Here is a 26,659-nt window from a genome sequence, read left to right on the forward strand (position 1 = left end):
TTTTTTGCTTTAGACGTTTGAAATCATTGCTAATTCATTTATTATCACTTTAGTTCGCCATGTATTGGGATGCATTTAACGTAAGGAGTGTGATGAGTATGCAAAAACCCATTAAAACATTAGTCAGCGCAGCTGTCGTTGCGTTGATGGCGGGTTCCGCCAACGCAGGGAGCTTCTCCCTTTACACAGAAAGCAATGGATCTGCCGTGGGCAACTTTGCTGCCGGTATCGCTGCCGAAGCTGCAGATGCATCAACAGGTTGGTATAATCCGGCGGGACTTGCGTTAATTCGTGAGCAACAGGCTGTATTTGGTGGTGTGGGAGTGTTCCCGGTTTCCGAATTGAGTGGAACAAGTACTTTCAGAACCACAGGCATTCCATTCCCTTATGTCCAAACGTTCAGTGATTTGGACGGTGCTAAAAACGCTTTAGTACCTTCCCTGCACTATGCATTGCCTTTAGGTGACAGTGCCACTTTCGGTTTCAGCGTCGTCTCTCCCTTTGGATTAAAAACCTTGTGGAGTGAAAGAAGTCCTGTCCGTTATGCTGCGACCTTAAGTGAGTTACAAACTATTAATGCTTCTCCTGAAATTGGTGGTAAGATAACGGATAACATTGCGTTAGGCGCTGGTATTGATTTTCAATACGCAAGAGTTAAATTTAACCGTATGCTCGGTGCTCCTGCTTTAATGCAATTCTATGGGCTTTTCGGTGTGCCAGTTACCCCAAATTTTGTAGATTCAGAAAGCTACAACAAAGGCGACTCGTTCGGTGTTGGTTTCCATGCGGGTATATTGGGGATGTTTAATGATAACCATACGCGCATTGGTTTAAATTATCAGTCAGAAATGCGACACAAGTTCCATGGCTTTAGCCGTTTAAATGGTCGTTTAGCCTCACCTGGGCTTGATATTACTGATCCTTTCTCAGTACTAGCCGCTGACCCAAGAGCAGTGCTTCAAAATGATAGTTTATCTAGTAATAACATCAGCTTCCCTGATATTGTTACGCTAAGTGGATATCATGATGTCAATGAGAGACTTGCTCTTCTGGCATCTGTTGTATGGACTGGTTGGTCAACCATTCAAACTATTGAGCTTAATAATGCAGTTGCTTATGCACCGCCATCAGCAACATTTCCAGGTGGTCAAGTATTAGTTAACTCTGTTTCTACTGAAAACTATAGTGATGCCTGGCGTTTTGCCATTGGAGCCAACTATCGCTTTACTGACCAATTCATGCTCCGTGTGGGTGGTGGTTACGATGAGACACCAACTAACGATATCCACAGAAGCGTTCGTATCCCTGATGCAAGCCGTTGGGCTGTTGCTATCGGTGGTCATTATCAGTGGAGACCTAATCTCGGTATTGATGCGGGTTATACTTATTTGTTCACTGATGAAGATCCTATTATCAATAGAACAGAGGTTATTGGTTCAAGCACGAACACTATTAACGCACGCGGTAATGCGCATGCTCATCTGGTGGGTGCTCAACTTACCTGGATTATTGATCAACCTGTTCCCGTTCCAACGAAGTAAAGTAAAAAGCCACGCTAGCGTGGCTTTTTTATTTAATCAAATTACAGACTCTAATACTATTTTTCTGGATGATGCTCGTTTAGCGACACAAAGGACTTCTACCTTATGTCGAATTCATTTTAGCCAGTCTACAACTATAAGCTGTCCATTTAATATCTGATAATATACTCTTAGATTGATTATAAGCAACCAAACTGTTAAAATACTTATCAATATACATCCTCTTACTTATGAAAATGAAGTTATATTTAATTGGTAATTTGGCCCCAGTCAGTCCTTTTATACAGTTAACTTTTCCCATAGAAAAATATACCCCCGAACCACGGAAAGAACGCCACTCCCATGCCTTTATTATCAATGAATTATTTAATATCGATCCTAAACGACATCCTACAGTCTTAGCTTTCACTTCCGAAGATAAAGCATTAAAGGTATTAGGAACTAGTGCACAAATTCTCTATACCTTAGAGGTAGAAAATTTGAATATAGCTTCTTACGAATGTGGTATACTTGTGCATAGCGTACGCTCTATTGCTCAAAAGGCCATTCTAATTTCAGCTAAGATCCAAGATACAGTCTATCAAATCAATTTGGATTTATCTAAATACAAACTTATTTCAACTCACGACTTTATTAAGGCTTACAACAAACAATATAAAAGCGAATGGTTCTCTAATCCTTGGAGTAAAATGAAGCAATTGATTGCAGGTCCAAATCTCACCATGAGTGATATTTATGAACATGCGTTTAGAAATCCATATAGCAGAACAGCAAATATCCTAAGAAGTATGCAAGTTCCTCAGTCACTTCTTACGAATGAGGTCGAGGTAATAAATCCTTCACGTAATGAACCTGGAGGATGCTAGTAAGCACTCCTGCCCTGCTTAACCATGGAACCCTCTGGAATTTAAAAATTCAATTAAATGAGCGTATTTTTAAATATATTTTTCTTGTCTAGCTTAAGATCTCTCTTACACAAAAGGTATTTCTACCTTTTGTGTAAGATTTCATTAATTTTTAGTTAATGTTGCTTCACCCTTACCATTGACGGTCATTGTATAGCCATTTGCACTCAATCGGGTAGGACTGATTTCACCGCTTTCTACATTCAATGATACCACTCCTAAATCTACTGGATTGGCAGTATCTGTAGCCATTTTGATAACTGCTTTGCATATGTTGTTTTTGTCTGTGTTATTAAAGCAAGCCATTCTTACTACATACCAGGAAACCTTGCCATCACTATTGGGCGCTGTGGGGTGAGGAGAGGCTTTTCCTGCTACGTAAGCATTTGATTCTACGTCGGTTTTATTATGAGTTACTAAATAGGCTGGACTTGCCAGGGCGGTTGTTGCAGCGAAGGCCAAAGCAGAGACAGTCAAGCTTTTAAGCAATTGGTTCATATAAATTTCACTCCATGGTTAAAAAAAATTGGAATCACGAGTCGATGCAATCTATTCCAACAAACATTTACTATAGGGGAATGGTTTGCTCGAGACAATAGTTTTATTTTTTCTTCAGGAACTTAGCAATATTTTTTGCAAAATAGCTGATTATAAAGTCAGCACCTGCACGTTTGATAGCCAATAAACTTTCATACATCCCTTGCTCTTCATTGATCAATCCATGAATAGCCGCATTTTTAAGCATGGCGTACTCCCCACTCACCTGATAAGCCCCTAAGGGGATTTCGGGAAATTGTTGTTTAATCTTAAAAATAATATCCAGATAATTCATTGCAGGCTTTACCATCAGCATGTCTGCACCTTCGGCTACATCCAGTGTCGCTTCTCTTATTGCCTCATTGCTGTTAGCAGGATTCATTTGATAAGTTTTTCTGTCACCAAACTGGGGAGCACCCTGAGCAGCTTCTCTAAAAGGACCATAAAAACTGGAACTGTACTTAACAGCATAACTTAAGAGAGCTGTATCGATATAACCAGCTTCGTCCAATGCTTCACGAATTGCTCTTACCATCCCATCGGTCATACTACTGGGTGCTACCCAGTGAGCTCCTGCTTCAGCATGACTTACTGCCTGTTGGGCCAGTGCTGCCAGGGTTTTGTCATTATCAATTTGTTCACCCTTTAAAATGCCACAATGACCATGGTTTGTGTATTCACAAAAACAGACATCGCTAATTACTACCATCTGTGGATTAATTTGACGTATTTTGCGTATAGCTTGTTGAATAATTCCTTCCGTATGGAATGAAGCGCTTCCATGAGGGTCCTTATGCGCGGGAATGCCAAAAAGTAAAACGGCGGGAATGCCTAATAGCGAAAGTTCTTCTATTTCCGCGGGCAAATCATTTAAGCTTAATTGAAATTGACCCGGCATGCTTTTAATTTCGCACTTTTCAGTTAATGTCTCATTAATAAATAAAGGCGCGATAAATTGGCTGGCCTGTAAATGCGTTTCCTGCAATAGACTTCTTATGGCTGGAGTTTGACGCAAACGTTTTAAGCGTAGAGAAAGGTTATAATCTGTCATAGTTAATCCTTGCGATGTGTATAAAGCAGATCAATACCGCTACCGGCAAGACTGGAGTTGACCTGTATACTAAAAAATTTATTCAGTAAGTAGGTTAGAGTAACTACATTGCTGTCTGTTTTGGCCAAACCATAGTTATAGCTGACATACAAGCGCTTGGACAGTGATTTTCCTACCACAACCGATGTTTTTTCGGTTATCTGATTATTCTTAGGATCAAATTGGGGATTGCTTTCCAAGTTGACATCGACGCCAAGCGTTTGTTTTAACTGCTCAACCAATTGTGTACCATTTGCGCCTGAGCCTAAGTTCATGGAAGACATGGCTGCCAACAATAATTGTCCACCTGCTTTGTTAGCCTGACTGGCTGGCCTGCCGAGTAAAAGCATTGACAAAATATCCGCTTGCGAAAGGGTGCTGGGAATAGAGAAAAGTTCTACTTTAGGAGAATTTAAGCGCCCCGTTACTTCAATACCAACCGTGGTTTTGCCACTAAAATTCATGGTTTGCAAGTTCGACGTATTAAAATCCAGCAATTGATTTGAGCCTGAAAATACAGTAGACGTGTTATTAAACTGACGAATTGCTCGTACCCGCAGCCCAGGATTCAATACTGAACCACCTGTAAAAATGAGTTGACCTTGGTCAATGGTTAAATCTTGTCCGTAAGCCTGATACTTACCATTTTTAATGGTAAGATCTCCTGTCGCATTAAGAGGCTCTTGTGATAGTTGGTGCAAATGAATAGCACCTGTCAAAGCGCCACTTAATCCCTTTACGCTGAGCGAGACATCCTCTCCCATCTCCAGGCGAATATTAGTATTAACAGGCAAACGGGTAGCTTTTTTTTCCTGACCTTCAAATACCACATCCTCTGACAGGCTAACAGAATTGGTAAAGGACTGTGGTTTTATTTGTGCTTTTGGAATAGTGACAGTGCCTTTGATATTAAGGGCTTCAGGTGTCATTTCAAGCAGTAATTTAGGTGAAACGTTGATTAAATACTCTGGGGTATTAATTAAGGTTAAATTATCGCCCTCAAGATGGAGAGTGCCAGAGACTCTGGGATCAAAAATGCCTTCCCCATAAAGCGTTAGGGGTTTATTATTGGAAATCAGAGAACCTGTTGTTTTCCAACGTTTGTTTTGACTTTGCAGATGCATTTGCATCGTATGAAAATTAAGCCCCCAATCAGGCAAGGAAATCTGTCCGTGAGTTAAGTCAATTTTACCTTTGAGGGAAGGTTTACCTAAAGTACCTGTGGCTTCAAGAGTCGCTTTTAATTGCCCTTCCAAGTGGTGGATTTCACTGCTTAAGTTTTGCAGAAAATTTAAAGAGTTCACCTTTAAACGCAAATTTCCTTCAATGACTTGATTTGCGATTAATTTTTTATCCAATTGTAGATTGGGTAATTTCAATGTTATGGCTAAATGTTTATCTTTATCGATGGTTAGTTTGCCATTTAAGGCTAATTTTTGCGGCGTTAAAACAGCCTCTAATTGACCGCCTGCAAACGGTAATTTTGATAAATTTCCTTCTTCAAATTGATAGTGACCAGGTTTAATTATTACATGCGCTTGCCCTGTCCTATAGCGAGATAAAGAGGCGTCGGCAATAATTATTGTGTCTAATCCAGTTAGCGAGGGTGACAGGAGGTGCGGTTTCGGTAAGTTAGCTTTTGCTTGCCATTGATAGGGATAGGTCCCGTTAATCTCCAAGCGATTCCCGCCCAGATTTACTCGTGCGTGCAGCTGTTGATTTTGGTAAAGAAGATTAGCTAGTAGGGGCGTATTTAAATAGTTAGCTGTTAAATGGGTATTGAACGTAAGATTATCCGGAGAATCACCAGTAAAGTCAGCATTCAGTTTTACATCTTCGAGTATCAGGCTTTTTTTATTGGGTAGAGTAGATGCCTGTAAATTTCCCTTGAGTTTGGGAAGATCACTCTCCTTGTAATTTAAATTAAAATTTACTTGACCTTCTGCTAACTGAATAAGCCCTTGTGCTTTTAAACCTTTAGCTTGTGTATGAGCGTGCAGGGTAATCTCGGATTGAACCGGAGAGTTGATGGTCGAATGCAGGGCTAGAGTTACTTTTGGAATACGTCCTGTTATTTCAAGTTGTCCATTACTATTCAGTGTTGATTGTGTAGTTAGAGGCCAAATAAAATCCTGCCACTGCGCTTTGGTATTCAGTTCCTGTCCATGTCTTAGAGTGCCATGCAAAGTTACTGTCGTTGGTTGGGTACGATTGAGATTCGTCACTTCACCTTCCCAGCGGTAAAAAGATAAATCTCCATTTACCCTGATAAAACCTTTAATGGGAAGATTAGGATTGAGATGATTTGTTAGCTTTAACTCAGCCGAGATAGCATAGGGTAAGACAGGTTGAATTTCGCCTTTTGCTTCCAGACTAATATTTCCATGGTTTAAGTTAAATTGTTTAATATCCCATTGCCTGTTCGTCATCTGTGCTTGTAGTTTAATCTCTTCAAAGGTATGTATGGTATTATTTTGAACAAGTTGGACCTCATGGAAAGAGGCATCATGAAGAGTTACTGTCAAGGGAAGTCTGGGAAAAGCAAAAGATCCAGCGTCATGTTGTGCAGTCGTTTGTGGGTGTATAGTGAAGCGTCCCTCTTGACTGGCAAACGTTTGTATCTCTAGCTTGCGATCCAAAAGTCCTAAAATTTTCCACTTAAGATTCACGTTTTTAAGTGTCACATCTATTTCGGAGTCATGATAGTGCAAGTAACCTAATGAGCAGTGACCAAGTAATTGACCATGAACAGTTTCTACATCCAAACGTCCAGGTAAAAAATAATGGGCTAACTTTAACGTCAAGGCTAAACCCGGCGTAGTTGCGATTAAAAAAAGCAACATACTAGTGAGGATTAAAAAAGCGATAAACAGTTTATATATCGCTAATTTAAGTAGTTTAACAAGCCTGCGCATTTATAAATCGGGACCCATGTTAATGACAAGCCTTGGTTTTTGATCGTTTCTATTAAAATGATTGTCCATCGGTTGAGCTACCCCTATTTTAATGGGACCTACCGGCGACACCCACATTAACCCAACACCTGCATCATTTTTCCAAATCTTGGATATTGGCATGTAAACATCGCCGCTGTCAAAAAAAACTACAAAATACCAATGATCGGCAGTCTCTTTTTGAATTTCAATGCCGTTATAAGTCAGAATTTTTCCTGGGCCCAGAGAATTATAGCTATAACCTTTTAAGTTATCTGAGCCGCCCAATAAGAAAGCTAAAGATAAGGGCATTTGATTGATGTCATTAATCTCGGTGATACCTTGAATTGAATGAAAATAAAGACGGGTACGAATAGGGTCCAGTGTTAACGCTGCTTTAACATTAATGGATGCTTGGGCAAAATTAACCTCTGAAAGAACTGCTTTACTGGCGCCTAAACCTGTTAACGTAATGTTATAGCCAGAAGGTGAAAAAAGTTTATCCTTTGTTTTAAGCCAGGTAAAACTTGCTTTAGGGAATAATGTATTTTTCTCTTCCCTGGGTTGATTGGTATAGGTGTAACGTTCATATAAGCCATTTAACGCCAAGGTTCGTTGAAAACGTGCTGCGGTATGTTGTTGAGCAATAGAGGTTAAAACCGAGTTACTGGCACCGCTATTGTAATCTAAGTGGGCGAGATTGGCGGTAATGGTGTATTGATCAGTAATCGGATTGGTACCAGGGATAATGTATTGAGCTTGTAGTGCATTCTCTTTAAAGGAACCAAGTGCCGCAGCATTAAATTTATGGCCAGCGGGATTAAGCGGAACCACGTGATATCCCAGACGGCCACGCAGCCCGGTATCTGTCCCATAACCAAGACCTAATGAATAGCTAAATCTTTCAGCAGGTTCCAAATGAACATCTACAGGAATGTGACGTAAGCTATCTATTTGTGGTTTTATTGACACATTCTTGAAATAGCCGCTAAATGCCAATTGATTATTGAAAGCAAGAATTTGATCAGTGGAATAAGGTTGGCCGTATTGGAAAGGAATATAGCGTTTCAATAATTCAGGAGAAATAAACGTTGGGTCAAAACGAACCTGACCAAAATAAAACTGTGGGCCAGTATTCAAAATTAAATCAATGGAGGCAGTACTATCAGGATGAATAAGGATTTCCGATTTTTCATAGGCTGCACGCATGAACCCCTGATGTTCTGCTGCATTCAATAAATTTTGTTTAAGTTCCTCGTATTTAATGGTATTAAGTGCGTCGCCTTGTTTAAGAGACAGAGGTTCCAGCACGCGTTTAATCATACTATTGGTTGTGCCTTCGCCTTTAATTTCAATATTGATATCGGAAATCAATACTTGTTCGCCAGGAACAATAGCAATTCTCAGTGGTTGATAACCTAGAAGGGTAACCTGGGGCTTAAAATATCCATAGGGTTCCATCGCCTTGATGATTTGAAGGCGTAACTCTTCGTCGGATAAATTATTCAGCGGTTTATCTTTTGCCAGTTCCGTAAGCCGTGCTTCAATATTGGTTGCAATTTTTTTCTTGACACCAGTTATTTTAATTGTGGGAGATGTTGCAGCAACAAGCAATACCACGCTAGCGACTGCAACAAAAAAACGTAGATATTGTTTATGTAATTTTAAACACAAAGTAACAAAACCGAGGCGATTATCAGTTGATGTTGTTTTTAGTTCATATCGGTTCATATGGACTACCCGTCCGTAGCATTTGCTTCTAAATCTTTTAATCGATAAACCAGTGCCAATGCTTCTCGTGGTGATAAATTATCTATATCAATTGCTGCCAATGCTTTAAGAATGGGCGATTGCGTTTCTTGTTCAGGTTTTGAGTGTGATGAGGGGCCTGTTTGTTGTTGTAAACAGTTTAACTGTTTTGAGGCGATTGCTAATACTTCCTTAGGGATACCAGCGAGTTGGGCAACTTCCAAACCATAGCTACGATTAGTTGCCCCTTCTTCAACACGATATAAAAATACAATGCGACCCGAGGTTAGGGTGGCTTGTAAATGAATATTTTTGATGCAATTAAACTGTGCTGGTAAATGAGTTAATTCAAAATAGTGGGTGGAAAACAAGGTGTAAGCTTTAATGGTATTGGCAAGGTAGGCACAGGTCGCATAAGCCAATGCCATTCCATCGTAGGTACTGGTTCCTCGACCTATCTCATCAATAAGGACCAAACTTTTATCTGTAGCTTGTCGCAAAATCTGTGCTGTCTCAGTCATTTCTACCATAAAGGTTGAGCGGCCTGAGGCAAGATCATCACTGGCACCAATGCGGGTAAATATTTTATCAATGGGACCTATACACGCTTTTTCGGCCGGAACATAACTACCAATATGCGCCAGTAGTACAATTAAGGCATTCTGCCGCATATAGGTTGATTTCCCTCCCATATTGGGTCCAGTAATTAAAAGAATATTTTGTGTCTTGTCTAAATAAAGATCGTTGGCGATGAATTGCTCCTGCAAGACCTGCTCTACGACAGGATGGCGGCCAGCTTTAATGTAAATCCCGGGAGTAGATACTAATTGGGGACGACACCAGTTCAGACGCCGTGCACGCGCAGCAAAGGTTGTCAGTACGTCCAGCTCAGCGATTGCTTGTGCGAGTTGTGTCAATGAACCAATAAATTGCAAAACTTCTTCTAATAGATTGTCATAGAGCCATTTTTCTCTTGCCAATGCTTTAACTTGTGCAGACAGTACCTTTTCTTCAAACAATTTTAACTCAGGCGTGATATAGCGCTCTACATTCTTTAAAGTCTGTTTGCGCTGATAATTAGCCGGGGCTCTCTCAGCTTGTGTACGTGACAATTCAATGTAATAACCTTGCACGCGATTATAACCAAATTTGAGGGAAGACAAGCCTGAGCGTTGTTTTTCGGCATGTTCAAGTTCAATAAGCTTGTCAGTTGCATTGCTATTAAGCCTTCTTAATTCATCAAGTTCTTCATCAAAACCTGTTGCTATGACGCCACCATCACGAATGAGCATGGGAGGATTCTCAACAAGGGCTGCAGCCAAGAGCTCATACAGCGTGGGTTGAGGTAGAAGTTTACTGGCTATTTCTTTGATTAAAGGCGTCTGATTACTCTTTAGAGCTTCACTAAATTCAGGTAAAAGTACTAATGTATTTCGCAGCTGAACCAAATCCCGTGGTCTGGCCGATTTTAAGGCAATACGTGAGGCAATACGCTCAATATCACAAGTCTGTCGTAACAAAACGTGAAGAGGGTTATCCTGTCTTTTATCAATTAATTCAGAGACAGCTTGTTGTCTTTGCTCAATGCATTCGTACTGATTGAGTGGTTTGCCTAGCCAACGTTTTAAAAGTCGACTTCCCATGGCGCAAGCTGTATGATCAAGCACAGCCAGTAAACTATTCTCCCGTCCTCCCTGATAATTTTCAAATAGTTCCAGATGCCTTTGAGTCGCTGCATCCAATTGTAAATAATCTGTACTTTGTTCCAGAGTAATCTGGGATAAATGAGGCAGAGCTTGTCGTTGAGTGGTTTGCAAATAACTTAATAAGCAACCTGCTGCGGAAAAGGCAATGCCATAACTGTGTTCACCTAATCCTTCCAAGTGGCTAACTTCAAACTGCTCGCACAATAATTGTCTGGCATGTTGAGCTTCAAATTCCCAATCAGGACGGATTTTGACGGTATATTTTCCCTGTAATACAGAAGGAAAAGACGAGGACAATAAAATTTCCGCTGGCTGTAAACGACTCACCTCAGCAGTTAATTGCACTTCATCGCTAACCTGCAGCAAATGAAATCGTCCACCACTTAAGTCTACCCAGGCCAGGCCATAATGCTGTCGCTCTTGATGAATAGCCAGCAGAATGGTATCACATTTGGCATCCAGTAAGGCTTCATCAGTCACCGTACCGGGAGTAATAATGCGAGTAACTTGTCGTTCAACAGGTCCTTTGCTAGTTGCTGGATCACCAATTTGTTCGCAAATTGCAACGGATTCCCCCTTTTTTAACAAGCGTGCCAAATAGTTTTCTACTGCATGGTAGGGTACACCCGCCATAGGAATCGGTTTATCAGCAGATTGTCCGCGGTGGGTTAAGGTCAAATCAAGTAATTGGGCTGCTCGTTTGGCATCCTCATAAAAAAGCTCATAAAAATCGCCCATTCGATAGAAGAGTAGCATATCGGGGTATTCTGATTTGATGCGCAAATACTGCTGCATCATAGGGGTATGAGTTACAGACATGGACATTCAAAAGCAATAAATTTTAGGAATTCTAACAAATGTACTTCATCAAGTCAGTAAACGGATTATATTCAAATCGCTTACGGAATCGAGAGCCAGGGCAAGATCATGCCATTGAGTGATAGTTAACGGTAATACCGTATCAATTTTGCAAAAAAATAGTACTGGCGGTTTAAAATTGAGCGTGTAAGAAAATTTATTTATAGCAATATTTCATAAGTCCTTCACTTAAGATAAATTTTTGCTAGACTAATGGAGGGAAGTTAATAACCTATGATCAACTACGGAGAATGATTATGAAACGTCTGGCTCTTTTAGCTGTAACCGCATTTTTGGCAGTAATACTTTCTGCTTGTGGTGAAAATGCGGAAAGAAAAGCTGAGAATAACGCTACAACTACTATGGAGCAACAGGATCAAAATAAAGCGACAGACACTACTGGAACGACTGACGCTAATAAAACTGAGCATACTACAGGTCAGTAATTCCTCACTTTATCTTAACCCCGCAGATTGCGGGGTTTTTTTTAGTTAATTTTGAGCTACATTATGAACGATTTAGTGCGTGAGGTGACGGGGAGTTTACACGCTTTGCATTTGCAAATTGCTACCGCAGAATCATGTACCGGTGGGTTAATTGCAGGGCTATTGACAGACTTGCCTGGAAGCTCCCAGTGGTTTGAGCGCGGTTTTGTTACTTACAGTAATCTGGCCAAAGAAGAGATGCTTGGAATTGACTCGAAGTTAATCCAGATGCATGGAGCTGTAAGTGAGCCTGTCGCAGAGGCAATGGCACTGGGGGCGTTAAAATACAGCGTGGCCGAGGTCTCTTTGGCAGTAACAGGCATTGCAGGTCCTGAAGGAGGAAGTGTGGCAAAGCCGGTTGGAACTGTTTGTTTTGCCTGGGCGATCCGCGGACTACCCGTTGTGTCTGCCCAAAATCACTTCGCCCATGCATCCCGCGAAAAAGTACGGCAATTAGCGTGCACTCGTGCTCTCGAAGGCGTTTTATCATTGTTGAAATCTTTCTCTTCTAGCCACTCTTAAGACTTCACAGCAATGACGCCTGTTTTGGGCTTACGCAGTTTTAATCACCCCCTTAGGTGAGTCTTGAGTTTACTGCAGCCTCCTATCTGTGTGATAATTTGCCCTTTGCAAATACGTGAGTAAAAAATGGAAAATAACAAACAAAAAGCATTAAGTGCGGCACTCGCTCAAATTGAACGTCAATTTGGTAAAGGATCAGTGATGCGCATGGGTGATAATCAGGCTGTGCGCGATATCGAAGCGATTTCAACAGGTTCTTTGGGACTTGATATTGCTTTAGGGATTGGTGGCTTACCTCGAGGCAGAATTGTTGAGATTTATGGCCCTGAATCTTCAGGTAAAACGACACTTACCTTGCAGGTTATTGCTGAATGCCAGAAAAAGGGCGGTACAGCTGCGTTTGTTGATGCTGAGCATGCCCTGGATCCGAGTTATGCTGCAAAGCTTGGTGTCAATGTGGACGAGTTATTGGTTTCTCAGCCTGATACCGGTGAACAGGCCCTTGAAATTACCGATATGCTGGTTCGCTCCGCTGCGGTGGATGTGATTATTGTCGACTCTGTTGCTGCATTGACACCTAAAGCCGAAATTGAGGGCGAGATGGGTGATGCTCATGTAGGTCTGCAGGCACGACTAATGTCTCAAGCACTCCGTAAATTGACAGCAAACATCAAGCGTTCCAATACATTGGTGATATTTATTAACCAAATTCGGATGAAGATTGGTGTGATGTTTGGCAACCCTGAAACAACGACTGGTGGTAATGCGCTTAAATTCTATGCTTCAGTACGCTTGGATATTCGCCGTGTAGGCTCAATTAAGAAGGGTGAAGAGATTTTGGGTAGCGAAACCCGCGTTAAAGTGGTTAAAAATAAAGTTGCACCGCCCTTTAAAACAACCGATTTTGATATTCTTTATAATGAGGGTATTTCTCGAGAGAGTGAAATTATTAACCTGGGTACGCAGTTAGGTTTGATTGAAAAAGCGGGTGCCTGGTACAGCTATAATCAAGAGAAAATCGGACAGGGCAAAGACAATGTTCGTCTATACCTCAAAGAAAATCCTCAAGTTGCTCAAACATTGGAACAGCAAATTCGTGCGGAGCTTCTGGTTAAAAAATTATCAGATAATACGGCAATGGAAGAAGTATTAGAGGATATTGATGGCTGACGCGTTTGAGTGTGCAGTGCGTCTGCTAGCCAGACGCGAGCATGGGGCGTGTGAGCTGGCTGGAAAGTTAGCGCAAAAAGGTTTTGGGCAGGTAGAAATTGACGAAGCAATCACTAAGTGTCAGCGTCTTGGCCTTCAAAGTGATAGGCGCTTTGTAGAAGCGCTTAGCGCTGTACGCATTCGTCAAGGTTGTGGGCCTTTAAAAATCCTTCAAGAATTGCAGGCTAAGCATATTGCCCGTGAATTAATTGATGAGATTCTTAGCCAGGAACAAGATAATTGGTTAGATTATGCACAGGCTGTATGGGATAAAAAATTTAAAAAGCAACCTAAGCTATCCTATATAGAGCTACAAAAGGCACAACGTTTTCTGCTATATCGCGGATTTCCGACAGATATTATTGCAAAAGTTGTGAAAGAGATCGGAATCGATGTTACCAGATGATAAGTGATAAATAATATAAACCATGAAAAGTTCAGAAATTAGACAAGCATTTATTCATTATTTTGCTGAAAGAAACCACGAGGTTGTTGATTCCAGCTCTTTAATCCCTGGAAATGATCCAACCTTATTATTTACTAATGCCGGAATGGTACAATTTAAAGATATCTTTCTTGGCCTGGAAACACGCTCCTATACCCGAGCAGTCAGTTCACAACGTTGCGTTCGCGCGGGGGGAAAGCACAATGATCTGGAAAACGTAGGCTACACGGCAAGACACCATACCTTTTTTGAAATGCTTGGCAATTTCAGCTTTGGTGATTATTTTAAGCGTGAAGCAATTCACTATGCCTGGGAGTTTTTAACGCAGGTATTAAAACTACCAGCAGAACGTCTCTGGATTACGGTGTATACTGACGATGACGAAGCGGCGGATATCTGGTTAAAAGAAGTAGGCGTCTCTGCAGAGCGATTTTCACGATGTGGAGAGAAAGATAATTTTTGGTCAATGGGTGATACTGGACCATGCGGGCCTTGTACAGAAATTTTTTATGACCATGGACCAGCGATTGCCGGTGGCCCCCCGGGAAGTCCGGATGCTGATGGTGATCGCTACATTGAAATCTGGAATTTGGTCTTCATGCAATTTAATCGTGATAAAAATGGTCAATTGCATCCTTTACCAAAACCCTCTGTCGATACAGGAATGGGATTAGAGCGCATTGCTGCAGTCGTTCAAGGTGTGCACAGTAATTATGATATTGATAGTTTTCAGCATCTCATCGAAGCCATTGTAAAACTTGCTCCCACAGTTGATAGAAGCCATGCCTCTTTGAAAGTCATTGCCGATCACATACGCGCCTGTTCTTTTTTAATTGCCGATGGTGTTATTCCTGGCAATGAGGGGAGAGGCTATGTGTTGCGCCGTATTATTCGTCGCGCTGTGCGCCATGGCAATAAGCTTGGTTTATCTTCACCGTTTTTTTATAAATTGGTTAAACCTTTAATTGCTGTGATGGGGGATGCTTATCCTGAGTTAATCACTAATCAAGCGCAAATAGAGCGAATTTTAACACAAGAAGAGAACCAGTTTGTACGAACACTCGAACAGGGGTTGCGTTTATTGCAAGAACAAATTCAGCAGTTGACGACCAATGAAATTCCGGGTGATGTGGCCTTTAAACTCTATGACACCTATGGTTTTCCCCTGGATTTAACGGCTGACATTGCACGCGAGCAAAATCTTTTGGTTGACATGGATGGGTTTGAACAATGCATGCAGCAACAACGTCAGCTATCACAATCAGCAAGTCAGTTTGCAACCGATTATTCAAGGCCTGCTCAACTGACGGAATCTTCTGTATTTCATGGTTATGAGAATATTCAGTTACAGGCTAATGTAACCGCAATGATGCGTGAGGGCGTGAAAACCGATCATTTATCTGTTGGAGAAAAAGGGGCGATTATTCTGGATAATACCCCTTTCTACGCTGAAAGCGGCGGGCAAGTCGGTGATAGGGGGCAGTTGGTGAGTGAAAACGCTGTATTTCGCGTTGACGATACCCAACGTGTGGGACAAGCTATTGTCCATTATGGGGAAATGGTAACAGGTCAATTACAAGTTAATGCAAAGGTTGATGCTCAGGTTGATGCTTCTCGCCGGCAGGCAATTCGGTTAAATCATACCGCCACCCATTTATTGCATGCGGCATTAAAGGTGGTTGTTGGTGCCCATGTTCAACAAAAAGGTTCTTTAGTGGATGCTGAAAGGGCACGCTTTGATTTTTCCCATTTTGAAGCGTTAACAGCCGAGCAATTACGTCAAATAGAAACATTGGTTAATGACAGAATCCGCGCTAACGATCCGGTCGTAACTGAGTTAATGGACATTGAATCGGCAAAGAAAAGTGGGGCTGTGGCCTTATTCGGAGAAAAGTACAGCGAATCTGTACGAGTTTTATCCATGGGCGATTTTTCCAAAGAACTGTGCGGGGGAACACATGCTTCTCGTACAGGTGATATTGGTCTTTTTAAAATTATCGCTGAATATGGTATTGCCAGCGGAGTCAGACGCATTGAGCTAATTACAGGGGCATATGCACTCGATTGGATAAATCAACAATTAGACAATCTGGAAGAGGTGGCTACTAAGCTTAAAACGTCTGTAACGAATGTGTCTGAAAAATTGTCACAATTTTTGCATGATGCAAAACAACAAGAAAAAGAATTAGGGCGTTTGCAAGCAAAACTAACTGCAAAATCAAGTACTAATTTGTTATCAGAAGTACAGGCGGTGAATGACGTTAATTTGCTTGTCAAGCAATTGGATAATAAGGATAGTCAAGCACTTAGGGCAACTTTGGATCAGCTGAAGTCTAGTTTGGACAATGCAGTGATTGTGTTATTTGCTATTGATGAAGACAAGATGAATGTTGTTGCTGGAGTGAGCAAGTCTCTTTTAGGGCAGGTACCCAATGCCGCTGAGTTTGTTAAACATTTGTGTGGCAAAGGTGGTGGCAGAGAAGATATGGCTCAAGGTGGAGGACGTGTTCCTGAAGATCTGGAAAAAAGGATTTCACAAATAAGAACAATGATCGTTGAGCACGCGGGTTAACAAGAACAAGACGGGGCGCTGAAATGGCATTATTAGTGCAAAAATTCGGGGGAACGTCGCTGGCTACGCTCGAACACATCAATCATGCGGCTGATATTGTGGCAAAAGCAAAGCAAGCTGGACATAGTGTGGTTGTCATTGTATCTGCCATGAGTGGTGAAACTGATAAACTTATAGGGTTTGCCAATAGTATCAGTGAATTTCCTGATGAACGAGAATATGCAGCATTGGTGTCGACCGGTGAACAGGTATCAATGGCATTAATGGCCATGGCCTTAATCAATCGAGGAGTTAAAGCGCGTTCATATACTGGCGGACAAGCTAGGATTCAAACTTGTAGCCAATTTAAAAAGGCACGTATTCAGGCGATTGATACCCAGCCTATATTAAGAGATATTGAGCAAGGTGTTGTAGTGGTTATTGCAGGATTTCAGGGGATAGATAAGGACGGTAATATCACAACATTAGGTCGAGGTGGCTCTGACACGACGGCCGTTGCCATTGCGGCAGCGTTAAATGCAGATGAATGTCAAATTTATACAGATGTTGATGGTGTGTATACCACGGATCCCAGAATTGTTCCAGATGCTAAACGTCTTGAACAAATTACCTTTGAAGAGATGCTGGAACTGTCAAGTTTAGGAGCAAAAGTTTTACAGATTCGTGCTGTTGAGTTTGCTGGCAAATACAATATTCCTTTACGGGTATTATCTTCTTCTCAAGAGGGTCCAGGAACATTAATCACTTATCAACAAAAAAACAGTATGGAAGCGCCCCTTGTGACAGGCATTGCTCTTAGTCGAGATGAAGCGAAAGTTACTTTGGCTGGCGTTCCAGATGCTCCCGGTATTGCTTCCGGTATTCTGGCTGAAATAAGCAATATTGGAGTTAATATTGACATGATAGTGCAGCACCTATCAGCGCATAATAAAACCGATTTTACGTTTACAGTGCATCGTGATGAATATCAAAAAACATTACAGAAATTACACAAAGTGGCTAAAAATTTGGGCGCTGATGAGGTTATTGGGGTAACTAATCTGGCAAAACTTTCCTTGGTTGGTGCTGGACTTAAAAGCCATCCGGAAGTCGCGTCAATTATGTTTAAAACCTTGGCTACAAAAGGAATCAATATTCAACTGATTGCTACTTCAGAAATTAAAATTTCTGTATTAATTGATACCGTGTTGCTTGATGAAGGGGTTAGAGCACTTCACAGTGTTTTTCGTCTGGAAGGAGACAGTCATGAGGAGTCTCGCAGGATTCCAGTACAAAAAGAAAATGACGTAGTCGCTGTTTTGGGGAATTTGAATACCTAACAGTAATAAACTTCTTTATCTTAGCGCCAGGTGAATTCCCGCTTTTTGCGGGAATGACAACAACTATTCACTGGGTTGAAAAATAAAAACGTTAACAGGACTAGTCAGACTATATATTCAGTTGAATTTATTCTGTAGTAGCAGTGCCTACGGATTAATACAAATGGTTAAAGGAGAAACCATGAGTTTTTTTGATGAATTTAAACAATTCGCTATGCGAGGTAATGTGATGGACCTTGCTGTAGCTGTCGTTATTGGCGCTGCTTTTGGTAAAATTGTTTCCTCGTTAGTAGACGGTATTATTATGCCTTTAATGGGTTTACTAATGGGAGGCATCGATATTAGTGATAAATCTTTAAAAATTGGTGCTGTTGTACTGAAATGGGGCGCTTTTTTACAGACGATTATTGATTTTACCATTATTGCCTTTGCTATTTTTATTGCCATTAAATTTATTAACATGTTACAAACCAAACGTGAAGAAGCCCCTGAGACACTCACAAAAGAAGAGGCTATTTTAATTGAAATAAGAGACTTATTGCGTGCAGGAGTAAAAAGAAAAAATTCAGATATTTAGATATTATTCCCAAGTTTGCATTTTGCTATGTCCTAAGGCATGTACGCACTCTAATGGCTAATTCTGTGGCTTTCTCGCAAAATCTTGAGATCTGGGCTAATTTACTGAATCCGTGCAAAAGGTGAATGTTGGGTTAAATAAACATTTATCATAAGTATAAATCGCATTAAATATGAGGTCATAAGGAAAGGTTAAAATGCATATTGGGTAAATTTTGTGAAATATGGTATTATTTGCGCAAATTAATTCTTGCTTTAGTGTTGTTAAAAATAAGTAAGTTCAATATTTAATATCTGATGAGAATTCCATTGAGTAAAAAACAGTTTTTATTTTTGTTCTTTTTTATGATTGCATTTTCACTTTTTGCACAAAAAAAGGAAATTGCGATCACTATTGATGATTTACCTTTCGTTGGTGAGACTAAAAATTTTCATTTGAACATGATTATTGAGACGCTCAAAGCGAATGAAATACCAGCTACAGGTTTTGTAATTGCCAAAGAAGTAACGCCTGAAAATTGGAAGATGTTACAAAAATTTCATGATGCAGGCTTGGGGCTAGGCAATCATACTTATTCACATTTAAATTTAAATCAGGTAAAAACAGAAACCTATCTTCATGAGATAGATGCTGCCGACAAAATTTTATCTCCTATTCTAACTGAACCTAAATATTTTCGGTATCCCTATCTGGCGATGAGTCAAGGTGATAAAAAGGAAAAAGTGTTGCACTTTCTTTCTGCAAAAAATTATCAAATTGCGCCCATTACTGTAGATAGTAAAGACTTTTTATTTAATCAAATTCTTTATGCTGTTCCAGAAAAAGAAAGACGTAATTTTCTAAAAATTTTAAAGGAATGTTATATTAATTTTATTTGGCAACAAACATTAAAAGCGGAGGAGCATAATCGGTTGGCGCATAAATCTGATCAAGCGCAAATTTTGCTGATTCATGCCAATTTACTTAATGCCTATGTATTACCTGATATCATTAATCTTTATAAACAAAATGGCTTCAGTTTTATAAGTCTGGAAGAGGCGTTAAGAACGACAGGTGAAAATTCTGTAAAAGAGTTTGAGGACAGCCCAAAACAAATTGTCAGAAAGCCAAAGCCACGTTTTTATCAACCCAAGTCTCCTGCGCGTCCAAATCGCGAATGGGTTAATCCTGATAATATCGAAAATTATGTAGAGTGGGACTAGGATTTTCATTTTACTGAAAATCCTGATTTTCCCATACTCATTCACTTTAAGGGCTTGTATTCTTAGTGTTTTGTGCTCAACGGCTGTCATCAGTTGAGAGTTTTACCAGCAACAATGCCGTTCTTTTTCATATTCGGGCAACTTGTTGTGAGGCAGATATTCCATTAATAATTGCAGCTGTTGGCTGAAATTGGCTGTAGATACAGGCGCTCTTCCCGGGGTTAAGAATTGTCTGCCAGGGACATTCAGCTCCTGTAAAAAATAGGTTAATAAAAGGGTACGCAAAGAGTGAGGATTGGTATTCCCTTGTCTAGAGTCATTTAAAAAAGCTAATAAAGTTGTATTGAAATCTTCGATAGTAGTTGCAGATTCTAATGTTTGTTTTAAGTGTTCAGCACGTTTCCTTCCTGTCGCCCCATGACGATGAAAGATAGAAAAATAGCATTTTTTATTGTAGTCAGAATAAGCCTTAATCACCAAGCTTGCCATGGTTTTTAATTCAAGCAACCGGGATGACAGCGCAGAGGCGTCGTCTGTCGTATCGATTTTTGGAATTGAACGCAGTCCTAGTGCTACTGTAATATAGGGGGTTGTGGCCTGCAGCTCCCTCAGGCGCGTAAGAGAAAAGTTTTTAGCGGAAGTTTCTTGTACAAGCGGATAGTAACTACTGCTAAACTTGGCACATTCTTTCTCAAAATTCCTATAAGAAGATTTACTCTTTATCTCTCCTAAATAACCGTCATGTATTAAAGCCAGGGTAAAAGCATGCCAGGGTTCTTTATAATAATTACGCAGATCGGCTATTAAAGAATACTGATTCTCCTCGTCTAATAAGTCAAATAGCTGAATACTTTTGAAGTTAGGTTCATGAGATTGCGTTTTTTCCATAATGGCACGAACTTGTTCAACAAGACGAGCTCGAATCATCTCGTCTTTGCGATAATATTCGGTTTGCAGAATGCTAAATTTAATGAAGCATGAGAATGGTGCTGCTGATGAAGCCCAGTAACTATCCAGCTCCAGTTCACTATGCTGTTGAAAGCTGCAAGCTTTAATCCATGGTGGTAGCAAGAATAACAGCCGTCGTTTTTCCTGTTCAGTAAACTCATTGCCTGACAAATCAATACTGCTAATTGTTCGCGGAAGTGCTGCAAAAATCTTTTTTAACTCTGCAAGAGGAATTTTTTTTAACTGTTGCGCGGATAAGTCAATGTGCTGGATGTGAGATGGCAGTTTTCGAAGAAAACATAGGAATTGTACAACGGGTAAGTCATTGACTGCACTGACAGCAATTTCTGTGAATTCTGAAGTCAGTGTGTTGGGTGGGAATTCAATCACAGCCTCAATGGAAGCCTCAAAAATATATTTCATGGATGGATTAAATTTAAAATAAATTGCGCTATTTATACCAAGATTCCCGGTTTAAACGCAAGCAATGTTAATAAAATTAGGTCAAATTGTTTTCCTGATTAAAAAATTAAAATTTAGTCTGTTAGTAAAGCTGCCTGAAGGATGGTTGAATTTATTGGCATTTCTGATAGAAAGAGATAGAGTTTAAAAATAGTCCAAGTTGAAGGGTTGTATGTTTAGAGCGCAAACCTTAGAGACGAGAAGGCAGAGTAATCAAACCCACTTTAAAGTGTTTACCTTCCAACCAGAAGAGGCATTCTATTTTTATTCATTCGATAAGCGACTACAAATTTTGGAAGAGCGCATTAAGCTTGCCAAAAAAATGTTAAATGAAAATCTTGCAAAAAATAGCAATGCAGGAGTTACTGTTCCAATTAACTATAAGGAGCAGTCAAAATTATATGGTATAAAGGCTGGAATAAAATTTTTTAAAAAAAAATCAGCCAAGCAAACTATCTCCGAACAGGCACCGCCTTCAGCAATTTTTGTGGCTCCGGAGTATTTATTTAAAGACTTTTCCGAACTTTGTTATAAACGCTACTACAATCAGCAACAAAAAAATAATTTTAAGAAGAAATTAGCTGAACTGTCTCTGGATACGACGATGCTCTTAGTGCCTGGTACTATATGCTGGTACAAAAAAGCCAAGATAAACTACGAAAATTACTATCGTAATACAGCTTATTTTTTTTATCAGGGGCATGTGCAAAAATACATTAAAAAGAATCCACATACTGCCTTTGATTTTGATTTTGTTGATGAAGGATTTTTAAACCCGATGGATGCTCGTCGCCTGTATTTTAAATCGAATGAAAGTGAGTCGTCTGTTAAAGATTTTGGTATTAAAATTGGCATTGAAATTTGCTATGACAGTGTTCAGGGGGAGCTGTTTAATTATCTTCAAAAAAATAAGTTTATGATTGACATGCAATTGATTATTGCTGATGGCGCAAAAAAGCCTGTTCTAATTCAGCAAGAGGGACTGTTGTACGTCAAGTTAGAGAGAAGTCGTGAAGAAACTAAAATAGGTACCATCGTCATCAATGGGCAGGACAATCAGACTGTAGAAATTAAACCTGCCATACCATTAGAGTGCATTGAACAGAACGATTTAATGTGCTTCCAATTCAATTAATTTCAACTTACCTAGTTGGGGTGGATACAGGGCATGAGTAATTAATCCTTAAAATAAGTATTATTATACTCATTTTGTTCTCTGTAATGTCCCTACAGTTTTTTGTAGGCTTCCCAGCTTTAATCGTTGCGCATAATTATCCTGTTAGGAGGGGTTGTCCTCGTACATTAAAATTTATGGTATACTTTGCATTGCACTTCATTGAGTATGATCAAACGATACTTGTTTTATATCCCCAAAGACTTATCTATCGCGAGTAGTGACAATACTGAATGATATTCAGTTAGCAATTAATTTATAGGAATCCACATGAATTTTACATCACTGGGTTTAATAGAGCCCTTGGTTCGTGCCGTTAACGAATTAGGTTATCTTGAGCCCTCGCCCATTCAAATTCAAGCTATCCCTGCCATTTTAGGTGGTAAGGATGTGCTAGCCTCAGCTCAGACAGGAACGGGTAAAACCGCGGGTTTTGTATTGCCCATTCTACAAAATTTAAAAGATAAACCCCGTGCTGGAAATAATCGAGCTCGAGTTTTAATCCTTACTCCAACCCGTGAATTAGCTGCTCAAGTCCATGAAAGCATTGTTCAATATGGATGCCATTTGACGCTGCGTTCTGCTGTTGTTTTTGGTGGAGTAAAAATTAACCCACAAATGATGAAATTGCGCGGAGGTGTAGAGTTATTAGTAGCAACACCTGGACGACTGTTGGATTTACACCAACAGCGAGCTATTCAGCTTGATACAATAGATACCTTAGTTTTAGACGAAGCAGATCGGATGCTGGATATGGGCTTCATTCATGACATAAAGCGGATTATGAAGTTATTGCCTACAAATCGGCAAACTCTCCTATTTTCTGCAACTTTCTCTGAAGAAATTCGAGTCCTTGTTAAAAATATATTAAAGCAACCCTTAGAAATTGACGTAAACCCACGTAACACGACTGCGGTTGCTGTAAAACAAACGGTTCATCCAGTGGATAAAGGTCGCAAGTCGGCTTTACTGAGCCATTTAATTCATACCAATAAATTGGGCCAAACACTGGTATTTTCTCGCACCAAACATGGAGCCAACAAATTAGTAAAACAATTAGCACAAGACAATATTCATGCCGCAGCCATTCATGGTAATAAATCGCAGTCACAGCGCACCAAAGCCCTGGCTGAATTTAAATCGGGCAAGTTACATATTTTAGTTGCAACCGACATTGCAGCCCGTGGTATTGATATTGATCAACTTCCCTGTGTTATCAATTTTGATCTTCCCCAGGTTGCAGAAGATTATGTGCACCGTATTGGCCGCACAGGTCGAGCGGGTGCTTCAGGGCAGGCAATTTCTTTAGTGAGTGCAGATGAGGTGGGTCAACTAAATGCCATTGAACGATTGATCAAGCGCAAATTGAATAGAGTCGACATTGAAGAGTTTGAACCTAATCATCATGTCCCTCATGGTCTATCACCTGCTCAAACTAAAAAAGCCCTTCCTCAAAGAAAGAAAGCATCTGTCAGTTCAAAAACCACTCAGAAGCAACGTTTTGGCAGACGTAACTAAATAATATAAGGGGGAGGCTCTTCTTCGATCGCAGAAATGCAGGAATGAAATAATATCTATATTCTCTATATAGAGAAAACCCTTCATCGAAAATTTAGATGAAGGGCAAAAAATATTATGTTTTATCGAACAAGCACGTATCGACCATTGTGAATGCGATAGGCATGACCGTCGTGATAAACTACGCCTCTTTTGCGATAGATAACCACATCTCGATCAGTCGCAACACGACCTACCCAGGTACCAACACCAGTGCCGACAGTTCTTACAACTCTTGTACCGGTTGCGCCTACATAGCCTACACCAGTGCCTACATAGTCCACGCCAGTACCAACTACAGCTGTTCCTGTGCGAGTTATACCGCCAAGACCGCAACTGGTTAAGCCAAACGTGAAAGCGCTAAGAACAAGAGTTATTAAGATATGTTTTTTCATTATTATTCCCTCCGAAAATGTTTTACTTCCTTTTTTTCAATACTACAGTAGAGAAATATAGTACAAAAAAAACATTTTGTTGCTTATTTGTAAAATTAATGTCATAAATTTAAAGGGAAGTAAGTTTGTTGAAACGTATTCAGGAGATTCTCACAGCGGCTATGCCGCTTCAGGAAAATGTAGAGAATTTTAAACTTGTACTACACTAATAAAGAAGTTACTGACAGGGAATATCATGAGCGATTTGTTAAATCTATTAGCCATTATTATTGTCTTTGGAGTAGCCATGTGGCTAGTCAATGTATTAATACCAATGCCCTATGCCATTAAAACGCTACTTAATCTGGTAGTTTTAATTATTTTAATCATTTATGTACTGCAGTTTTTTGGCATAATTCATACTGTATTGCCGCCAATCAGGCTTTTCCGCTAAAGACGGTGAGTAATTAGAACTTCATCCTTTTATAAATAAAAAATGGCAAGTGTTTAATGATAGCCATGATGAAACGCCAAAAAAAAGGATGATAAATTTGGCGCTTTCCAGTGGTTACGGCGCGCCAGCAGGCTTTAGCACACGCTTTCGGGGAAGAGGCATAAAAAATTCCCGGATTCCCGTATGTTTGAATTGTATCAATAAAGCCTAGTCTGGCAACCGTTACCTGCAAATTTTTGGTGGATTGCTGCAACCCTTCGAGATAGACTTCAATAGCTGCTTTCGTACCTCCATAGAGACTGTTCTTGCTTCTGCCTCTACAGGCGGCCACCGAACTTAAAAAGAGCAAATAATAATGAGACTGTGCACGTTGTAAGTACACATGAATTAATTGAAGCGTACTTAACACATTCGTATGAACCATGTCTTCAATCGCTGTTAAATTAAGTTCATGATTTTGTAACATCGCACTGTGAGCAATGAATAAATCAAATTCGCAAGGTGATTTGCGCTGTAGCAATTCCAATAACGTGCTTATATCTTTGGAAAAATCAGTAAATAATAAGTCACATTGCACCTTATACCGTATGCGGAGATTGGCAGCGATGATTTCCAGTTGCTCTAAATTACGACCAACCAGGAGTAAATTTTTCTTTTTGCGCGCAGCCAACTGAGCGAACTCTTCAGCAATAATAGAGGTGGCGCCTAAAATAATCCAGGTTCTCACCCTCATGAAGTTATACCCAAACGTTTGCTCAAGTCAGAGCACATAGCGCTTTTGTAATGCGCTAGAATGTCAATAAATTCTTCGTGATGAGGGTATTGCCGGCGGAATTGCTCTGGGGTCAGTAATAAATCTTTGGCTAAATAGCTTTTGCCATTCATTTCAGTAATGTATTCATTCATTAAACGTATTGCAGTCTGTGCCTGAGAGTTATTGATAAAGTCAACAGCGAGGGTAAATCCTGGTTGGGTAAATGATAATAATCCACAGCCTTGTTGAGTAAAATATTTAAGTACTGCCAGCGTTGGTGTTGCTTGAGTTGTAGTGATGAGAGTTAACAGGCGCTCGATGACATCCTCTGCCTTTTCTGTGTCAAAAACAGCCTGAAATTGCAGTAACCCTTTTTTACCATATAAACGATTCCAATTTCGAATGGTATCGAGGGGATTGTTAAAGTAATAAAGCGGTATAATTCGCTTTTTAGTTTGATAAGATTTGAAATAGTAGCGGTTGAATAACTTCATATTCCAGCGATTAACCAAACGCAATGGTATTTTGGGGATCGTGAAATGATAACGTGATTTTGCTTTCGTTTCTTCAGTATGATTCGCAAGTGATAATAAGGCGTAATGCTTTTGATTAAGTAAATCAAGCCAGGCGACCTGATAGTCATATTGAAGTCCATGAGATTGCATACGCTTCAGTAAAGAGGCCAACTCAGTATGTTTTTCTGTTTCGGTAATAACAAATGGATGGGCTTTACGCATTTTTATTGCAACGCGTTTAATAATCCCTGTTAAACCCAGCCCCCCGATGGTTGCGTAGAAAAGGTCGCTATGCTTTTGTGGGCTACAAATGAAAGTTTGAGCTCCCAGTTGCAATTCTAACCATGCCAGATGCTGTCCAAAACTGCCGGCATAATGATTATTCTTGCCGTGTATATCATTAGCAACACCACCGGCAAGTGTTGCTCTTAGTGTGCCAGGAATAACTGGCGGTACGTAGCGAGGGCTTACGGAAAACAAGTCCGAGAATTTTACACCTCCCTGAGCAATTAAAATCCCTGATGAGTCATCAAAAGAAATAAGATGATTTAGACGAGTCGTATCAACAATAACCCCTTCATGATTAACACAACAATCCCCATAGCTTGAACCCTGACCACGGGCTAACAAACCAGAGGAATGAGTAAAAACCTGAGCCACTTGTGCTTCAGTATCGGGTCGCAAACAGAGAGCGTTTGTTTTGACCGAATTGCTGAAATTTGATAGTTTTTTAGTTCGACCAAGCATCTATGAATTCCTTCTTTAATTCTA

At 40.2% G+C, this 26,659-nt stretch carries 22 protein-coding genes; 13 read left to right on the plus strand and 9 right to left on the minus strand.

Going from position 1 to position 26,659, the window contains the following annotated elements:
* Nucleotides 1-89 precede the first annotated feature (89 nt).
* Together clem_RS03865 and clem_RS03870 are read left to right on the plus strand one after the other, a co-directional pair.
* Nucleotides 90-1,541 (plus strand): OmpP1/FadL family transporter, encoded by a 1,452-nt coding sequence (locus clem_RS03865; RefSeq protein ID WP_408606875.1) that lies wholly within the window; start codon nucleotides 90-92, stop codon nucleotides 1,539-1,541.
* 230 nt (nucleotides 1,542-1,771) lie between these two features.
* Complete coding sequence (locus tag clem_RS03870) at nucleotides 1,772-2,407, plus strand: hypothetical protein (RefSeq protein ID WP_157698169.1); 636 nt, start codon at nucleotides 1,772-1,774, stop codon at nucleotides 2,405-2,407.
* Nucleotides 2,408-2,551: 144 nt separating this feature from the next.
* Here clem_RS03870 and clem_RS03875 read toward each other — a convergent pair whose 3' ends face one another.
* From clem_RS03875 to mutS, 5 genes are all read right to left on the minus strand, one after another.
* A complete protein-coding gene (locus clem_RS03875) occupies nucleotides 2,552-2,944 on the minus strand; it encodes a hypothetical protein (protein ID WP_094090416.1) in 393 nt (130 codons plus the stop codon).
* 103 nt (nucleotides 2,945-3,047) lie between these two features.
* Nucleotides 3,048-4,034 (minus strand): porphobilinogen synthase, encoded by a 987-nt coding sequence (gene hemB, locus clem_RS03880; RefSeq protein WP_094090417.1) that lies wholly within the window; start codon nucleotides 4,032-4,034, stop codon nucleotides 3,048-3,050.
* Nucleotides 4,035-4,036: 2 nt separating this feature from the next.
* Nucleotides 4,037-6,916 (minus strand): translocation/assembly module TamB domain-containing protein, encoded by a 2,880-nt coding sequence (locus clem_RS03885; protein ID WP_232505552.1) that lies wholly within the window; start codon nucleotides 6,914-6,916, stop codon nucleotides 4,037-4,039.
* Between the two features lie 72 nt (nucleotides 6,917-6,988).
* Nucleotides 6,989-8,737, minus strand: a complete 1,749-nt coding sequence (locus clem_RS03890; protein WP_094090419.1) for an autotransporter assembly complex protein TamA — start codon at nucleotides 8,735-8,737, stop codon at nucleotides 6,989-6,991.
* 5 nt (nucleotides 8,738-8,742) lie between these two features.
* On the minus strand, nucleotides 8,743-11,280 hold the full coding sequence (gene mutS, locus clem_RS03895; protein ID WP_094090420.1) for a DNA mismatch repair protein MutS: 2,538 nt from the start codon (nucleotides 11,278-11,280) through the stop codon (nucleotides 8,743-8,745).
* Nucleotides 11,281-11,576: 296 nt separating this feature from the next.
* On the opposite strand from mutS, the gene clem_RS03900 reads away from it, so the two are divergent.
* The 8 genes from clem_RS03900 to clem_RS03935 all read left to right on the plus strand — a co-directional run bounded on the left by clem_RS03900 (nucleotide 11,577) and on the right by clem_RS03935 (nucleotide 19,650).
* Nucleotides 11,577-11,765 carry a hypothetical protein gene (locus clem_RS03900; RefSeq protein WP_094090421.1) on the plus strand — a complete coding sequence of 63 codons (189 nt, stop codon included), beginning with the start codon at nucleotides 11,577-11,579 and terminating at the stop codon, nucleotides 11,763-11,765.
* Between the two features lie 63 nt (nucleotides 11,766-11,828).
* Entirely contained in the window at nucleotides 11,829-12,326 is a 498-nt protein-coding gene (locus tag clem_RS03905) for a CinA family protein (RefSeq protein ID WP_094090422.1), read from the plus strand.
* Between the two features lie 126 nt (nucleotides 12,327-12,452).
* Nucleotides 12,453-13,496, plus strand: coding sequence for a recombinase RecA (gene recA, locus clem_RS03910; protein ID WP_094090423.1), 1,044 nt, complete (start codon nucleotides 12,453-12,455; stop codon nucleotides 13,494-13,496).
* Nucleotides 13,489-13,941 (plus strand): recombination regulator RecX, encoded by a 453-nt coding sequence (gene recX / locus clem_RS03915; RefSeq protein ID WP_094090424.1) that lies wholly within the window; start codon nucleotides 13,489-13,491, stop codon nucleotides 13,939-13,941. Before recA ends, recX begins: the two co-directional genes overlap by 8 nt.
* A gap of 22 nt (nucleotides 13,942-13,963) precedes the next feature.
* Complete coding sequence (alaS, locus tag clem_RS03920) at nucleotides 13,964-16,552, plus strand: alanine--tRNA ligase (RefSeq protein ID WP_094090425.1); 2,589 nt, start codon at nucleotides 13,964-13,966, stop codon at nucleotides 16,550-16,552.
* Nucleotides 16,553-16,575: 23 nt separating this feature from the next.
* Nucleotides 16,576-17,871, plus strand: coding sequence for an aspartate kinase (locus clem_RS03925; protein ID WP_094090426.1), 1,296 nt, complete (start codon nucleotides 16,576-16,578; stop codon nucleotides 17,869-17,871).
* 181 nt (nucleotides 17,872-18,052) lie between these two features.
* On the plus strand, nucleotides 18,053-18,448 hold the full coding sequence (gene mscL / locus clem_RS03930; RefSeq protein WP_094090427.1) for a large-conductance mechanosensitive channel protein MscL: 396 nt from the start codon (nucleotides 18,053-18,055) through the stop codon (nucleotides 18,446-18,448).
* Between the two features lie 344 nt (nucleotides 18,449-18,792).
* On the plus strand, nucleotides 18,793-19,650 hold the full coding sequence (locus clem_RS03935) for a polysaccharide deacetylase family protein (RefSeq protein ID WP_232505553.1): 858 nt from the start codon (nucleotides 18,793-18,795) through the stop codon (nucleotides 19,648-19,650).
* Between the two features lie 102 nt (nucleotides 19,651-19,752).
* Here the strand turns inward: clem_RS03935 and clem_RS03940 are convergent, their stop codons facing one another.
* Entirely contained in the window at nucleotides 19,753-21,021 is a 1,269-nt protein-coding gene (locus clem_RS03940) for a hypothetical protein (RefSeq protein WP_094090429.1), read from the minus strand.
* Between the two features lie 211 nt (nucleotides 21,022-21,232).
* Between clem_RS03940 and clem_RS03945 the strand changes: the two genes are divergently transcribed.
* Both clem_RS03945 and clem_RS03950 read left to right on the plus strand, forming a co-directional pair.
* Nucleotides 21,233-22,195, plus strand: a complete 963-nt coding sequence (locus clem_RS03945; RefSeq protein WP_094090430.1) for a carbon-nitrogen hydrolase family protein — start codon at nucleotides 21,233-21,235, stop codon at nucleotides 22,193-22,195.
* A 309-nt stretch (nucleotides 22,196-22,504) separates the two neighbouring features.
* Entirely contained in the window at nucleotides 22,505-23,752 is a 1,248-nt protein-coding gene (locus clem_RS03950; protein ID WP_094090431.1) for a DEAD/DEAH box helicase, read from the plus strand.
* A gap of 122 nt (nucleotides 23,753-23,874) precedes the next feature.
* Here the strand turns inward: clem_RS03950 and clem_RS03955 are convergent, their stop codons facing one another.
* A complete protein-coding gene (locus clem_RS03955) occupies nucleotides 23,875-24,186 on the minus strand; it encodes a hypothetical protein (protein ID WP_094090432.1) in 312 nt (103 codons plus the stop codon).
* 235 nt (nucleotides 24,187-24,421) lie between these two features.
* Between clem_RS03955 and clem_RS03960 the strand changes: the two genes are divergently transcribed.
* Complete coding sequence (locus clem_RS03960) at nucleotides 24,422-24,619, plus strand: Thivi_2564 family membrane protein (RefSeq protein WP_094090433.1); 198 nt, start codon at nucleotides 24,422-24,424, stop codon at nucleotides 24,617-24,619.
* 13 nt (nucleotides 24,620-24,632) lie between these two features.
* Here the strand turns inward: clem_RS03960 and clem_RS03965 are convergent, their stop codons facing one another.
* Nucleotides 24,633-25,352 (minus strand): SDR family NAD(P)-dependent oxidoreductase, encoded by a 720-nt coding sequence (locus clem_RS03965; RefSeq protein WP_094090434.1) that lies wholly within the window; start codon nucleotides 25,350-25,352, stop codon nucleotides 24,633-24,635.
* A complete protein-coding gene (locus tag clem_RS03970; protein ID WP_094090435.1) occupies nucleotides 25,349-26,635 on the minus strand; it encodes an FAD-binding oxidoreductase in 1,287 nt (428 codons plus the stop codon). The genes clem_RS03965 and clem_RS03970 overlap by 4 nt, the downstream gene beginning before the upstream one ends.
* Nucleotides 26,636-26,659: the final 24 nt, after the last annotated feature.

Origin of the sequence: Legionella clemsonensis, from assembly GCF_002240035.1 — a bacterium.
GTDB classification, from domain to species: Bacteria; Pseudomonadota; Gammaproteobacteria; order Legionellales; family Legionellaceae; genus Tatlockia; species Tatlockia clemsonensis.

Coding starts and splice junctions, on each gene's coding strand:
- recX (WP_094090424.1), top strand. CDS start 13,489: ATGGCTGACGCGTTTGAGTGTGCAGTGCGTCTGCTAGCCAGACGCGAG.
- clem_RS03965 (WP_094090434.1), bottom strand. CDS start 25,352: ATGAGGGTGAGAACCTGGATTATTTTAGGCGCCACCTCTATTATTGCT.
- clem_RS03890 (WP_094090419.1), bottom strand. CDS start 8,737: ATGAACCGATATGAACTAAAAACAACATCAACTGATAATCGCCTCGGT.
- recA (WP_094090423.1), top strand. CDS start 12,453: ATGGAAAATAACAAACAAAAAGCATTAAGTGCGGCACTCGCTCAAATT.
- mscL (WP_094090427.1), top strand. CDS start 18,053: ATGAGTTTTTTTGATGAATTTAAACAATTCGCTATGCGAGGTAATGTG.
- clem_RS03960 (WP_094090433.1), top strand. CDS start 24,422: ATGAGCGATTTGTTAAATCTATTAGCCATTATTATTGTCTTTGGAGTA.
- clem_RS03925 (WP_094090426.1), top strand. CDS start 16,576: ATGGCATTATTAGTGCAAAAATTCGGGGGAACGTCGCTGGCTACGCTC.
- clem_RS03875 (WP_094090416.1), bottom strand. CDS start 2,944: ATGAACCAATTGCTTAAAAGCTTGACTGTCTCTGCTTTGGCCTTCGCT.
- hemB (WP_094090417.1), bottom strand. CDS start 4,034: ATGACAGATTATAACCTTTCTCTACGCTTAAAACGTTTGCGTCAAACT.
- clem_RS03900 (WP_094090421.1), top strand. CDS start 11,577: ATGAAACGTCTGGCTCTTTTAGCTGTAACCGCATTTTTGGCAGTAATA.
- clem_RS03885 (WP_232505552.1), bottom strand. CDS start 6,916: ATGTTGCTTTTTTTAATCGCAACTACGCCGGGTTTAGCCTTGACGTTA.
- clem_RS03955 (WP_094090432.1), bottom strand. CDS start 24,186: ATGAAAAAACATATCTTAATAACTCTTGTTCTTAGCGCTTTCACGTTT.
- clem_RS03945 (WP_094090430.1), top strand. CDS start 21,233: ATGTTTAGAGCGCAAACCTTAGAGACGAGAAGGCAGAGTAATCAAACC.
- clem_RS03905 (WP_094090422.1), top strand. CDS start 11,829: ATGAACGATTTAGTGCGTGAGGTGACGGGGAGTTTACACGCTTTGCAT.
- clem_RS03940 (WP_094090429.1), bottom strand. CDS start 21,021: ATGAAATATATTTTTGAGGCTTCCATTGAGGCTGTGATTGAATTCCCA.
- alaS (WP_094090425.1), top strand. CDS start 13,964: ATGAAAAGTTCAGAAATTAGACAAGCATTTATTCATTATTTTGCTGAA.
- clem_RS03950 (WP_094090431.1), top strand. CDS start 22,505: ATGAATTTTACATCACTGGGTTTAATAGAGCCCTTGGTTCGTGCCGTT.
- clem_RS03935 (WP_232505553.1), top strand. CDS start 18,793: ATGATTGCATTTTCACTTTTTGCACAAAAAAAGGAAATTGCGATCACT.
- mutS (WP_094090420.1), bottom strand. CDS start 11,280: ATGTCTGTAACTCATACCCCTATGATGCAGCAGTATTTGCGCATCAAA.
- clem_RS03870 (WP_157698169.1), top strand. CDS start 1,772: ATGAAAATGAAGTTATATTTAATTGGTAATTTGGCCCCAGTCAGTCCT.
- clem_RS03970 (WP_094090435.1), bottom strand. CDS start 26,635: ATGCTTGGTCGAACTAAAAAACTATCAAATTTCAGCAATTCGGTCAAA.